Annotated in this window: 10 protein-coding genes and 1 pseudogene; 9 read left to right on the top strand and 2 right to left on the bottom strand. The window is 62.5% G+C overall.

Going from position 1 to position 12967, the window contains the following annotated elements; genetic code table 11:
* Position 1: 1 nt before the first annotated feature.
* The 3 genes from IFT57_RS01530 to IFT57_RS27080 all read left to right on the top strand — a co-directional run bounded on the left by IFT57_RS01530 (position 2) and on the right by IFT57_RS27080 (position 2149).
* The gene (locus IFT57_RS01530; RefSeq protein ID WP_192150111.1) at positions 2–721 is read left to right on the top strand and encodes an adenosylcobinamide-GDP ribazoletransferase; all 720 of its coding nucleotides are present in this window, start codon (positions 2–4) and stop codon (positions 719–721) included.
* Positions 722–818: 97 nt separating this feature from the next.
* The gene (locus IFT57_RS01525; RefSeq protein ID WP_192150109.1) at positions 819–2027 is read left to right on the top strand and encodes an MFS transporter; all 1209 of its coding nucleotides are present in this window, start codon (positions 819–821) and stop codon (positions 2025–2027) included.
* Positions 2024–2149 carry a hypothetical protein gene (locus IFT57_RS27080; RefSeq protein ID WP_274605171.1) on the top strand — a complete coding sequence of 42 codons (126 nt, stop codon included), beginning with the start codon at positions 2024–2026 and terminating at the stop codon, positions 2147–2149. The genes IFT57_RS01525 and IFT57_RS27080 overlap by 4 nt, the downstream gene beginning before the upstream one ends.
* 55 nt (positions 2150–2204) lie before the next feature.
* Here the strand turns inward: IFT57_RS27080 and IFT57_RS01520 are convergent, their stop codons facing one another.
* Positions 2205–3467, bottom strand: coding sequence for an OmpP1/FadL family transporter (locus IFT57_RS01520; RefSeq protein WP_192150106.1), 1263 nt, complete (start codon positions 3465–3467; stop codon positions 2205–2207).
* A 443-nt stretch (positions 3468–3910) separates the two neighbouring features.
* A complete protein-coding gene (locus IFT57_RS01515) occupies positions 3911–4132 on the bottom strand; it encodes a hypothetical protein (RefSeq protein ID WP_122478886.1) in 222 nt (73 codons plus the stop codon).
* Between the two features lie 786 nt (positions 4133–4918).
* Here IFT57_RS01515 and IFT57_RS27210 point away from each other — a divergent pair.
* The 6 genes and pseudogenes from IFT57_RS27210 to IFT57_RS01490 all read left to right on the top strand — a co-directional run.
* A pseudogene (locus tag IFT57_RS27210) lies at positions 4919–5695 on the top strand (PAS domain-containing protein); the annotation flags it as partial.
* Positions 5675–6226 carry a methyl-accepting chemotaxis protein gene (locus IFT57_RS27205; RefSeq protein WP_446730810.1) on the top strand — a complete coding sequence of 184 codons (552 nt, stop codon included), beginning with the start codon at positions 5675–5677 and terminating at the stop codon, positions 6224–6226. The pseudogene IFT57_RS27210 and the gene IFT57_RS27205, both read left to right, overlap by 21 nt.
* Positions 6227–6295: 69 nt before the next feature.
* Positions 6296–6802 (top strand): peptide-methionine (S)-S-oxide reductase MsrA, encoded by a 507-nt coding sequence (gene msrA / locus IFT57_RS01505; protein WP_122713009.1) that lies wholly within the window; start codon positions 6296–6298, stop codon positions 6800–6802.
* Between the two features lie 376 nt (positions 6803–7178).
* Positions 7179–9569 (top strand): TonB-dependent siderophore receptor, encoded by a 2391-nt coding sequence (locus IFT57_RS01500; protein ID WP_192150102.1) that lies wholly within the window; start codon positions 7179–7181, stop codon positions 9567–9569.
* Positions 9570–9810: 241 nt separating this feature from the next.
* The gene (gene cobF / locus IFT57_RS01495) at positions 9811–10566 is read left to right on the top strand and encodes a precorrin-6A synthase (deacetylating) (protein ID WP_192150100.1); all 756 of its coding nucleotides are present in this window, start codon (positions 9811–9813) and stop codon (positions 10564–10566) included.
* Positions 10567–10892: 326 nt separating this feature from the next.
* The gene (locus tag IFT57_RS01490) at positions 10893–12953 is read left to right on the top strand and encodes a hybrid sensor histidine kinase/response regulator (RefSeq protein WP_192150098.1); all 2061 of its coding nucleotides are present in this window, start codon (positions 10893–10895) and stop codon (positions 12951–12953) included.
* The last annotated feature ends 14 nt before the right edge of the window (positions 12954–12967 follow it).

The raw sequence follows: 12967 nt of genomic DNA, 5'->3' as shown, positions 1-12967 counted from the left end.
CATGCTGCCGTTCTGGATCGCCTTGCAGTTTCTCAGCAGTTTGCCGGTGCGCTTGCCCGGCATGCCCAGCCCGCAAGCCTCGGGTCGCTCGCTGTTGTTCTATCCGGCGGTGGGGCTGCTGTTCGGCGTGCTCTTGTGGGCCGCCAGTGCGCTGCTCGCCGGAACGCCAGTGCTTCTGCACGCCGCACTCTTGCTGGCGCTGTGGGTGGTGCTCAGCGGTGGCCTGCACCTGGACGGTCTGGCGGACAGCGCCGATGCCTGGCTGGGCGGATTCGGCGACCGCGAACGCACCTTGCTGATCATGAAGGACCCGCGCAGCGGTCCCATGGCCGTGGTGACGCTGATGTTGGTGCTGCTGCTCAAGTTCTGTGCGCTGCTGGCCTTGCTCGAGCAGGGCCAGCAGGCCGCGCTGATGCTGGCCCCGATATTGGCGCGGGCCGCCATGCTCGGCCTGTTCATGACCACGCCCTACGTGCGCGCTGGCGGGCTGGGCCAGGCCCTGGCCGACCACCTGCCGCGTCGTGCCGGCGCCTGGTTGCTGGCAGGCGTGGCACTGGTCAGCCTGGCGTTCTGCGGGGTTTGGATCAGCCTGCTGGTGCTAGCTGGCTTCGTGGCGCTGCGACGCCAGATGATCAAGCGTTTGGGCGGCACCACCGGTGACACCGCCGGCGCCATGCTCGAGTTGCTCGAACTGTTGCTGCTGCTGGGCGCTGCGCTGTAGAACCTGCCTGGCAGATGGTTGCATGCGGCGCTGCCTGTCGGCGATGAACAGGCATACAATCGAGCGGCCTGTCCCCTCATGCTCGGAGCACACAATAATGACATCGGTATGGCGTACCAGCGGCTGGGTCCTGCTCGGCGCAGCCCTGATCCTTGCCCTGTCCCTGGGCATTCGCCACGGCTTCGGGCTGTTCCTGGCGCCCATGAGTGCGGAGTTCGGCTGGGGCAGGGGCGTATTCGCGCTGGCCATCGCGCTGCAGAACCTGATCTGGGGCCTGGCCCAACCCCTCGCCGGCGCCCTGGCGGATCGCTTCGGCGCCGGGCGGGTGGTTGCAGTGGGTGGTGTGCTCTACGCGGTCGGCCTTGGCTGCATGGGGCTGGCCAACTCCGAGTTGAGCCTGAGCCTCAGCGCTGGCCTGCTGATCGGCCTGGGGCTCTCCGGTACGTCGTTCTCGGTGATTCTGGGCGTGGTAGGACGAGCCCTGCCCGCCGAACACCGCAGCATGGGCATGGGGATCGCCAGCGCAGCCGGCTCGTTCGGGCAATTCGCGATGCTGCCCGGCACGCTCGGCCTCATCAGCTGGCTGGGCTGGTCGACGGCCTTGCTGGTGATGGGCGTACTGGTCGCGTTCATAGTTCCACTGGTACGCATGCTCAAGGACCGGCCACTGCCAGCCCAGGCCCACGATCAGAGCCTTGGCCAGGCCCTGCGTGAGGCGTGCGGCCATTCGGGCTTCTGGCTGCTGGCGCTGGGTTTCTTCGTCTGTGGTTTCCAGGTGGTGTTCATCGGCGTACACCTGCCGTCCTACCTCGTCGACCAGCACCTCCCGGCAAGCGTAGGCACCACGGTCCTGGCGCTGATCGGGCTGTTCAACATCTTCGGCACCTACATCGCCGGCTGGCTGGGTGGGCGCATGTCCAAGCCGCGACTGCTGACCGCCTTGTACCTGATGCGCGCCGTCGTGATCGTGCTGTTCCTGTGGTTCCCGGTCACTACCGTCAGCGCCTGCCTGTTCGGCATGGCGATGGGGCTGCTCTGGTTATCCACCGTTCCCTTGACCAACGGTACCGTCGCAACGCTGTTTGGCGTGCGCAACCTATCGATGCTCGGTGGCATCGTGTTTCTCTTCCACCAGCTGGGCGCGTTTCTGGGGGGCTGGCTGGGCGGCCTGGTGTATGACCAGACCGGCAGCTATGACCTGGTCTGGCAGCTGTCGATTGCGTTGAGCCTGCTCGCCGGTGCGCTCAACTGGCCGGTGCGCGAACGCCCCGTTGCCCGGCTGCAGGCGCAGGGAGCGAGCGCATGAGCAGACTCCGCAGCGTGCAACTCGCCACGGCATGCGCACTGGCGGCGCTGCTGGGGCTGGCGTGGTGGGGCTGGCAGCAGGGCGGACTGGCCCTGCTGCAAATGAACATGAGCCTGTGCTGACGTCACACATGAAAAAGCCCCGAACCGGTCGGGGCTTTTCGTATTACCTGATCGATCAGAATCGATAGGTCACTGAAGTACCGAAGCCATGTGCGCTGTTCTCGTACTTGGCCTGGTAGGCACCCTTGGTGGCGCTGACCAGATTGATCTTCGTGTCTTCTTCCTTCAGGTAGGAATAGGCGAAGTCGAAGGTCAGGTCGTCCGTCGGGCTCCAGCCAGCACCCAGGCTGAGGATGGCGCGGTCGCCCGTCGGGATGCGTGGCGAACGGTTGGTGTTGTTGGTCGGCGACTGGTCAACCGAAAAGCCCGTGCGCAGCGTCCACTGTTTGTTCAGTTTGTAGGCGGCGCCCACGGCATGGGACCAGGTGTCGTGCCAGTTCTGTTCTTCGGTGATGGTGCCGATCGATGAGCGTAGCGCGGCAGGCACGCCATCGTTCTCGACCGAGATTTCCTTCAGGCGGCTCCAACGGGTCCAGGTGCTGCCTGCGTACAGGGTCCAGTCCTGGTTGAGTTCGTGGGTGACCGAGAAGTCCACCGACTCAGGCGTGTCGATGTCCAGCGATGCATCGTACTTGCTGCCGTTGAACGGCCCGAACCCCGAACCTTCGACCTTGGTATGGCCGTCCAGCTTGTACTTGACCTTGGAGTGGTAGGTCAGGCCCACGCGGGTATCATCAGTGGCCTGAACGAGCACGCCGACGTTGAAGCCCACGGCGGTATCGTCGCCCTTGATCTTGACTTCGCCGTCGTTGCGGCCTGGCGTCGCGCGGTTCAGCGCGGCCGACGTCAGCTCGCCTTCAAGGCGGTTGAAGGTAGGACCGAAGCCGATCGACACACGCTCGTTGAAGGCATAGCTGACGGTAGGCTGCAGCGTGACGACCGCCACATGGCTCTTGTCGCCCCAGTAGCGGCCGGCAAAACCACTTTCATAGTCGGTGACCAGACCAAAAGGCGCGTACAGACCGAAACCGACGGTCCAGTTGTCATCCAGTGGTTTGACGTAGTAGCCCATCGGGACGCCTACGAACGGGACCATGTCGCCGTCGTTGCTGCCGCCGAAGGTTCCACGGCCGCTGATGTCGGTCTTGGCGACGATGGCAGCAGCGCCGACGCTGACCTGTTCACGTTTGATGCGGGACATGCCGGCAGGGTTGCCATAGACAGTGCTGGCGTCCTCGGCGGACGACGAGCGACCGGCGAAGCCGGTACCCATGCCGCTGATGCTTTGTTCATTGAGCGCGAAGCCGGCAGCGAAAAGCTGGCTGGATGCCAGCGTGACAGCGAAGCCGAGAGTGGTCTTGAGCATTGGTCTTTTCATTGTTTTAACTCTAGGGGGGCACTGAGGCGCAAGCTACCAACATTTTCACTGCAACGCTATAGCCTGAAACACTCTGGCTAGAGCGGTTTTGTAGGACAATCCGACCAGAATTTGCGACTGCCCGAAGGTTGTGATAGTGGGCTGCGCACCTGCCAACCCTCTGCCTGGGCAGCGGTCGTCTGCTCGGCAGATTTCACGAAGCTGTCTAGCTCGGGCAAGAGCGGGCTGTGGGGAAGCAAAAAAATGGCGTCAGACTTTCGCCCGCATGACAACGGACGGTATCTGCGGTTCACCCGCTCTGCTTGCAAACTGTAATCTGCGTTTACAGTTGCACCCGGCAAAGTTTCCAGAGACCTGCGCGCGGGTACAAATCGCAGGCATGAAAAAGCCCCGACGGGTCGAGGCTTTTCTATACCGCACATCGTTGTGCATCGCTGCAGCGATCAGGCAACCAGGGCCTGACGCGTACGGTCGATCACGGCCTGCAGCGGTTCGGCACTGGAGTACTGTTCCGGGTACAAGCGTTCGCTGTGACGGGCGATACCGTGTTCATTGACGATGGTGAAGCTGAAGCAGCCTTTGCGCGCGGCCATGATCAGGCAGTTCATCGGAGCGAAGGCGTGGGTAAGGGTGCGGATGGCATCCTGGGTCTGGATATGAGTCATGTTGTTGTATGTTCCTGCAATGGTCACGACTTGGAGCCGTGATCGATAAAAACGTTCCAGTAGCGCGGGCCTTTGGGCCGGGCGAAGAACCTGTCTGGAACAAGACAGCCAGTGAACAGCGCTTTATCGTTTTGGCTGTTGGGCTGACTGGTAGGTACTTAGGAGGGCAGGCAACATTCCGGGCTAAGGTTCGGGGCCCTGGATGCAGATCCTGATCAATCGTAGGTTGGTCGGGGCAGAGTAATTCGCTTGATGCCGGACTTGTTCGCAAGTCGGGGGGCGTTACCTGGAGACCATCATGTTGGTCGAGCCCGTGTGAACAGGGTTGTCGACCTGAATTGACTTTCAGCTTGGTACTAACGGGTCGAAGACTATCGCATCAGCTATGAAACGCGCAAGCGCTATTCCAAAAAAATACGTTATCACCACCTAGAAAACGCAAACGAAGGCCTTGTCACTGCAAGTGCAAGAAGACGTGTCTGTCCGGTCTGACCGTGCCTCGTCGATCATGGCTACTCGGTATGAGTCACGCAAGTCAATGAAAAAAAACGTCTTTTCGAGTTGGTGAAAAAATCGACAGTTTGACTTCAGGCCCCATTCCATATGGGTTTGCGAGGGGCAGGGGGGGGTTGTCCACTGACTTATCCACAGCTTCTGTGGATTGTCCCGGCGGCGCGCTCTGGAGCGGGGTTGGTCAGGTTCGAGCAGGCAGACATCTGTGATGCAGGGCTAAACCCTCGGCCATTGCCGCCGATAACACGACCATGACCCTGATGCCGGTGCCTTATGTTCAACAACAAACTCAAGCAGCAACTCAGCGCACAAGCCGATGAACTGGTGGAATTGCGTCAATTGGTAGCCGGCATGACCCACGAGATGCTCAGCCTGGACATCGATGCATCGCTGCGCATCATCGCCTGCAACGACTTGTTCGCCACCACCCTGGGCTATACCGAAGCGCAGCTGATTGGCAGGCTGATGACCGAGTTGGTCCCCAGCTACGTGACCAAACTGCCGTGCTACAACAACTTCCGTGCGGCGGTGGCAGCGGGCACCTCGGTGTCGGACAACTATCGCTACCTCAAGGCGGACGGCAGCCTGGTCTGGGTCAATGCGCACTGGAAGCCCATCCGCAATGCGGCGGGTGTGCTGATGCACATCAAGTGCTTTGCCACCGATGTCACCCAGAGCATGGAGAAAGCCGCGGAGAACGCTTCGTTCATCGACGCCTTGCTGCGTTCCACGGCGGTCATCGAGTTCGACTTGAAAGGCACCGTGCTGTCGGCCAACGAGCAGTTCATGCGTGGCATGGGCTACACCCTGGCGCAGGTACAGGGCAAGCATCACCGCATGTTCTGCCACAGCGAAGAAACCAGTTCGCCGAGCTACACCGAATTCTGGGCAAACCTGAACCGCGGTGAATTCGTCGCCGGCCGCTTCAAGCGTCTCGACAGCATGGGCCGTACCATCTGGCTCGAGGCGACCTACAACCCGGTCTACGACACCGAAGGCAAGCTCTACAAGGTGGTCAAGTTCGCCACCGTGGTCACCGAGCAGGTCGAACGCGAAGCCGAGGTCAATCAGGCTGCGCAGACCGCCTATGAGATCTCCCGCAGCACCGACATCAGCGCCCAGCGTGGCGCGGTGGTGGTGACCGACACCGTGCAGACCATGCGCAAGATCGCCGACGATATGCAGTCCGCGTCCAGCGGTGTCGAAGCGCTGGGCAAGCAATCGTTGCTGATCAGCTCGATCATCCAGACCATCAGCAGTATTGCGCAACAAACCAACCTCCTCGCGCTGAACGCCGCCATCGAAGCCGCACGTGCCGGCGAGCAGGGGCGCGGATTTGCCGTGGTGGCCGACGAGGTCCGGCAACTGGCAGGTCGGACCAGCACCGCCACCGACGAGATCGCCGCCGTGGTGCAGCAGAACCAGGCGCTGGTCGATGGCACCGTGCGCGACATGGCCAACAGCAGGCAGCAGGCCGAGCAGGGCGTAGAACTGGCCGGCCAGGCCGGTGACGTCATCGTCGAAATTCAGGACGGAGCGAAGAAGGTGGTAGAGGCAGTGGCGCGTTTCACCAACCTCTGACGGCCTGTACGGCGCCTTCGCAGCGGTTGTATTAGAATGGGCCACGTTCATTCAGCGAAGGTAATCGATATGACAGTCCAGACCGAAACCGCTCTGCTGGCGGGTGGCTGCTTCTGGGGCATGCAGGACCTGATCCGTCGTTATCCGGGCGTCCTGCAGACGCGGGTCGGGTACAGCGGCGGCGATGTCGCCAATGCGACCTACCGCAACCACGGCACCCATGCCGAAGCCATCGAGATCGTGTTCGATCCCAGCGTGATCGGCTATCGCCAGATCCTCGAGTTTTTCTTCCAGATTCACGACCCGTCCACTGCCAACCGCCAGGGCAACGATGTGGGCCTGAGTTACCGCTCGGCGATCTTCTACAACACCGAGGAGCAGAAACGCGTCGCCCTCGAAACGATCGCCGACGTCGATGCCTCGGACCTGTGGCCCGGCAAGGTCGTCACTGAACTGGCCCCGGCAGGTGATTTCTGGGAAGCCGAGCCCGAGCATCAGGATTACCTGGAGCGTATTCCCAACGGCTACACCTGCCATTTCATACGTCCCGACTGGAAACTTCCCGCGCGCGGCTGATCCTGTTGCGCCAATAGCTAGACATATCCAGTAATAATTCCCTGGCGGTGGTGTTCATCACTGCTGGGGCATCCATCCCGACGACCCCTGCAGCAACCCCCCTCCATCGTGCAGCCCGCACGCTCTGCGCTCTTCATACGACGCTCATTCAGCCTGCACGCTCGCTGGCAAAGACCAATGCTTCTGGTTGGCAGCCGCGAATGCCTGCCAAGTGCCATGAATTATCATTTACATTTTTTTGACATTTGCATAGCCTTGCGCCGCTTCCGCGTTCGACGCGGTTTCGCACACAAGTTTGCGCGGCTTCCTACAGCCCGCATTCGAGTCTTCGCCCGGGGGGGGCAGACCGCCTTGTGTGGGTTCCTGAGGTCATGCCATGAATCACTTTCCTTTGCGCAGTGTTGCGCTGTGCATCTCTTTGTCCATCGCCGGCCTGGCACAGGCTGCGCCGATCGCCGTGAACCTGCCCGCACAGCCCTTGGGCGAAGCATTGAACAAGCTGGGTCAAGCCAGCGGCCTGCAAGTGCTGGTCGAACCGGCGGCGATTGCCGGCAAGACCGCACCTTCGGTAACCGGTCGGATGGAACCTGCCGTGGCACTGCAACGCCTGTTGGCTGGCAGCGGCCTGGTCGGTACGGTGCAAGGCGACGTGGCCAGCGTCACCGCCCCCGCTACAGCGTCCAATGGCGGCGCAGTGGAGCTGGGCGCGACCGCCGTCTCGGCCGCCACCAGTTCCATTGCCGGTACGGCCACTACCGAACACTCAGGTTCCTACACCACCGGCAGCATGAGCACCTCGACCGGGCTGCCGCTGTCGATCCGCGAAACCCCGCAGTCGGTCAGCGTCATCACCCGCCAGCGCATGGACGACCAGGGCATGAACGACCTCAACGATGTGGTCAAGTACGCGCCCGGCATCACCTTGCGCAAGTTTGGCGGCGACCGCCAGGCGTTCCAGGCGCGCGGGTTCAACATCGACAACATCATGTACGACGGCCTGCCGACCAGCATTGGCCAGTTCACTCTGGACACCATTGCCGGTGCCGACCTGGCCTTGTACGACAGGGTTGAAGTGGTGCGCGGTGCCACCGGCCTGATGACTGGTGCCGGCAGCCCGTCGGCAACCCTGAACCTGGTGCGCAAGCGTCCTACCGCCACCCCTCAGGTAAGCATCACCACCAGCGCCGGCACCTGGGACCGCTACCGCACGCAGGTCGATGCATCGAACCGGCTCAACGAATCCGGCACCTTGCGGGGCCGGGTCGTGGCCGCCTACGAAGACGACAACAGCTACATCGACGAGCGCGAAAAACAGCGCCAGACCTTCTATGGCGTGTTCGAAGCGGACTTGAGCGAGGCGACCACTCTGACCCTCGGGGCTTCCAAGCAGCGCGATGACGCCACTTCGGACTGGGGCAGCCTGCCGTCCGGTCCGAATGGCGAAGACCTGCATCTGTCGCGCTCAACCTTCCTGAGCAACGATTGGGCTTACTGGGATCGAGACAACGTCAGCGTGTTCACCGACGTCACCCACCGCTTCGACAACGGCTGGACCGCCAAGGCCGCGGCTGCGAAGATATGGGCCGAGTCCAACACCTTTTCCAGCTATCTGACGGCACCCCGCAATGGCGTGTACGGGCAGGCGACGGGCGCCTACGACACCACCGACGTGCAGACCAACGTGGATGCCTCGCTGGCTGGCCCGTTCCAATTGTTCGGTCGCGAGCATCAGCTGACCGTCGGTGCGAGCCGTCGCCAGGAGAAGTTCGACCAGACCGGTGGCTACTGGAATGACTCCACGCCCATCGATATCTACAACTTCGATCCGGGTGTCATTGCCAAGCCTTCGCGCACTCGCAGCGATTATCGCCTCTATGAGAGCAAGAACACGGCGACTGAGAAGGGCGTCTACGCCGCCGCGCGTTTCAACCCGCTGGACCCGCTGCACATCATCGTCGGCAGCCGGGTCAGTTGGTATGACTACGATAACCGCTCGGGCATAGGTGATTACAAGGTGACCCAGGAAGTCACGCCCTATGCCGGCATCGTTTACGACCTGAACGACACCTACTCGGTCTATGCCAGCTACACCGAAATCTTCAAGCCGCAGACGCAGCAGGATGTCGACGGCACGGTGCTCGACCCGATGACCGGCGAAAGCTATGAGATCGGCATCAAGGGCGAGTACTTCGATGGCGGCCTGAATGCGTCCGTGGCCATGTTCGACATGACTCAGCAGAACCGCGCCTATGTCATTCCCGATCAGCCGGCCAGCTGCCGAGCCACTAACCGCACCTGCTATGAGGCCGCAGGCGAGGTACGCAGCCGTGGTCTGGATACCGAGATCAGTGGCGCCTTCACGCCCAACTGGCAGTTCTCGGCCGCCTATACCCTGGTACTCAGCCAGTACGTGAAAGACCGTACCTACGAGAAGGGCAATCTGTTCGCGCCCAATCAGCCCAAGCATCTGTTCAAGGCCGCGACGACCTACCAGTTCGAAGGTGCCTTGGACCGGCTGCGTATCGGTGCCGACGTGCTGGCGCAGAGTGCGACCTATGGTCGTGTCGGAACCGGTCATGCCGAGCAGGACTCCTACGCGGTATTGGGCTTGATGGCCGGCTATCGCTTCGACGAACACTGGGACGCCCGCGTCAACTTCAACAACGTGCTGGACGAGAAGTACTGGCAGGGTATTCCTACCGCCACCGGCAGTGGCACCTACGGCGACCCGCGCAACCTGATGTTCTCGTTGAAATGGTCGCTGTGATCCGGTGACCGAGAGGGCGGGCGTGCAATGCGCCTGCCCGTCGATCATCACAGGCATTCGTAGCAGATGCTCATACGTGTCAAGACCGAAAGGGCGGGGACAGCTGAAACTGTGCCAATTCGCGCAATCCCGTATTCACCTTGAAACGGACGCTGTAAGGTCTGGCATGCGCCAGGTGTGAAGAGGGGCCTGCATCGGCACTGCCATAGGCGCGTTGTGGTGAACTGTCCGCGGAGCACTTTTGAAAACACTCCTCATCATCGGCATCGGCGCTGGTCATCCAGAGCACATCACGGTTCAGGCGGCGCGTGCCTTGGCGCGGGTCGATGTGTTCTTCCTGATGGACAAGGGCGATCACAAGGGCAAGCTCAATGCCCTGCGCAAAGAAATCCTCGAGCTTCATGCAACGCCTGGGGCGTATCGGGTGGTCGAGGTTCGGCAGCCCGAGCGTCCGGCCGGGCCGGACTATCGGACGTCGGTGGATACCCTGAACGCGCGCAAGCAGGCGGCCTTCGAGCGGTTGCTCGATGATCAAGTGGCGGACGGGGAGTGCGCGGGCGTTCTGGTGTGGGGCGATCCGTCGCTGTACGACAGCACGCTGCGCATTGTCGAGGCGATCGCTGCCGACGGCGCACGAGCGGTGCAGTATGAGGTGTTTCCCGGGGTGACCAGTATTCAGGCACTGACCGCAGCGCACCGCATCACCCTCAACAACATCGCGGGTGCCGTGCAGATCACGACCGGTCGACGCCTGGCGGCGGGGATGCCCGAAGGGGTCGACACGGTGGTGGTCATGCTCGATGCACAGGACAGCTTCAAGGCGCTGGTCGGTCAGGATCTGGATATCTATTGGGGGGCCTATGTCGGTACGGCCGATGAAGTGCTGCTGTCCGGAAGGTTGGATGAAATGGCGCAGATCATTGCCGATGCGCGGCAGCAGGCGCGCAGCCAGCATGGCTGGATCATGGACAGTTATCTGCTCAGGCGACGTGTCTGAAGTTGCGCGGGGCTGCCGGACGCGGCTCGCGCCGCTGCTACAGGGGTTGTCTGAAGTTGCGCGGGGTTGCCGGACGCGGCTCGCGCCGCTGCTACAGGGACGGGTGGCGCCTTCGGTGGTTTCCGTGGGAGCGGTCAGTGGCCGCGAAATGAGCGCCGCGGATCGTCTGGCGCACCGCAGCGTCCGTTTCGCGGCCACCGACCGTTCCCACGCAGAATCTGCCGCAGTCCATCTGCAACCGTGTACGGATTTCGCCTCGCGCAGGCTTGTATTACCCAAACGCCGACGTCACCATCAGGGCACCCTGCGTTCCGCTGCGAGCCGATATGCCGACCCAGCCTCCCGAACACCTTCGCGACCCTTTCGTACCTGAGCAGACACCTGCCCAGGATGCAGCCGAGCGCCTGCAGCTGGCTCTGGATACCGGGGCCATCGTCGGCACCTGGGTGTGGGATGTGGCGGCCGACCACTTCAGTGCCGACGAGCGCTTCGCCCGCACCTTCGGTCTGTCCGGCAAGGTGTGTGCCCAGGGCCTGCCGCTGGAACAAGCGATGGCCAGCGTCCATCCGCAGGATCGCCCACGGGTCGAAGCCGCCGTGTTCGAAACCCTCGGCAACGGCGGTCACTACCGTTGCGAGTATCGCGTGCTGCAGAGCGACGGCAGCTATCGCTGGATCGAAGCCAACGGCCACGTCGAATTCGACGAGGCGGGCCGTCCGCACCGGTTTCCTGGGGTGCTGCTGGACATCCAGCAACGCCGCAGCGCCGAGGCCGAGCGCGATCGCATGACTCACCTGCTGCGCACCTTCACCGCCGCGGTGCCAGGTGTGGTGTACGCCAAGGATCGCCAGGGGCGGATGCTGGTTGCCAATCGAGGCACCACCGAACTCATCGGCAAACCGCCCGAGCAGTACATCGGCCGCACCGATGTGGAGTTTCTGGAAGACAAGGTCCAGGCCCGGGTGATCATGGAAACCGACCGGCGCATCATGGAAGGCCGGCACACGCAGGAGGTGGAAGAAGAAGTACGCCAGGCCGACGGTACGGCGGCGACCTGGCTGTCGCTCAAGACCCCCCTGCTCGACGAAAACGGCGAAGTCATCGGGTTGATCGGCTCCTCGATCGACGTTACCGCGCGCAAGAAGGCCGAAGCTGCGGTGCGCGAACTCAATCAGACCCTGGAAGAGCGCGTGCGCATCGCCATTGCCGAACGGGAAAAAGCCGAGGCGGCGTTGCACCAGGCGCAGAAGATGGAGGCAGTGGGCCAGCTTACCGGAGGGATCGCCCACGACTTCAACAACCTGCTGGCGGGCCTGTCCGGCAGCCTCGAATTGATGCACATGCGCTTGAAACAGGGCCGTACCGATGACCTCGAACGCTACCTTGACGTGGCGCAGGGGGCGGTCAAGCGCGCCGCGTCGTTGACCCACCGGCTGCTGGCGTTCTCCCGTCGACAGACCCTGGCCCCGGTGCCTACCGACGTCAACGCGCTGATCCACGGCCTGGAAGAACTGGTGCGGCGTTCGGTCGGACCTTCCATCGAGGTGAGCGTGCGCGATACCCAGAATCTGTGGACGGCGCTGATCGACCCGACCCAGTTGGAAAACGCCTTGCTCAACCTGTGTATCAATGCCCGCGATGCCATGCCGGCAGGTGGGCGGATCAGCATCGAAACCGCCAATCAGTGGCTGCCCCACAGCGATGCGTTCAATCATGAAGTACAGGCCGGCGAATACCTGGTGGTTCACGTTACCGATAACGGTTCGGGGATGAGCGAGGAGGTCATGGCCAAGGTGTTCGAGCCGTTCTTCACCACCAAACCGGTGGGCGAGGGCACCGGCCTGGGTCTATCAATGATCTACGGGTTTGCCAGGCAATCCGGTGGACTGGTGAAAATCCAGTCACGGCCGGGGCTTGGCACGACGGTCAGCCTGTACCTGCCCAGGCATTGCGCATGCCTCGAGACAGAAGCGGTCGTGCCCAGCCAGGCGCCCATCGACCTCGGTGGCAGCGGCGAGACCGTGCTGGTGGTGGACGACGAAGCCTCGGTGCGTGGTTCCGTGGCCGAACTGCTGGAAAGCCTCGGCTATGTGGTCCTGCAAGCCGGCGACAGCGTCCAGGGACAAGCGCTGCTGCAATCGGCAGCGCGGATCGACTTGCTGGTGACGGACGTGGGCCTGCCCGGCGGCCTCAATGGTCGACAGATGGCCGAACTGGGGCGGACGGCCCGCCCTGGTTTGCCGGTGCTGTACATCACTGGCTACGCGCAGAACCTGGCGCTGGACCAATGCCATCTGCAGCCCTGCACCGAAGTCCTGACCAAGCCGTTCGCCCTGGAAGCACTGAGCGAGCGCGTGCGCACGCTGATCACGCAGCGCCAGCCCTGAAACCTGTTCTGCGG

This window comes from Pseudomonas sp. CFBP 13719 (genome assembly GCF_014842095.1).
Taxonomy (GTDB): domain Bacteria; phylum Pseudomonadota; class Gammaproteobacteria; order Pseudomonadales; family Pseudomonadaceae; genus Aquipseudomonas.
This window is presented reverse-complemented; position numbering and strand designations above follow the sequence as displayed.

What these genes read in the sequence shown, in the direction of transcription:
- IFT57_RS01530 (WP_192150111.1), top strand. Translation starts at nt 2, where the DNA reads ATGCTGCCGTTCTGGATCGCCTTGCAGTTTCTCAGCAGTTTGCCGGTG.
- IFT57_RS01525 (WP_192150109.1), top strand. Translation starts at nt 819, where the DNA reads ATGACATCGGTATGGCGTACCAGCGGCTGGGTCCTGCTCGGCGCAGCC.
- IFT57_RS27080 (WP_274605171.1), top strand. Translation starts at nt 2,024, where the DNA reads ATGAGCAGACTCCGCAGCGTGCAACTCGCCACGGCATGCGCACTGGCG.
- IFT57_RS01520 (WP_192150106.1), bottom strand. Translation starts at nt 3,467, where the DNA reads ATGAAAAGACCAATGCTCAAGACCACTCTCGGCTTCGCTGTCACGCTG.
- IFT57_RS01515 (WP_122478886.1), bottom strand. Translation starts at nt 4,132, where the DNA reads ATGACTCATATCCAGACCCAGGATGCCATCCGCACCCTTACCCACGCC.
- msrA (WP_122713009.1), top strand. Translation starts at nt 6,296, where the DNA reads ATGACAGTCCAGACCGAAACCGCTCTGCTGGCGGGTGGCTGCTTCTGG.
- IFT57_RS01500 (WP_192150102.1), top strand. Translation starts at nt 7,179, where the DNA reads ATGAATCACTTTCCTTTGCGCAGTGTTGCGCTGTGCATCTCTTTGTCC.
- IFT57_RS01490 (WP_192150098.1), top strand. Translation starts at nt 10,893, where the DNA reads ATGCCGACCCAGCCTCCCGAACACCTTCGCGACCCTTTCGTACCTGAG.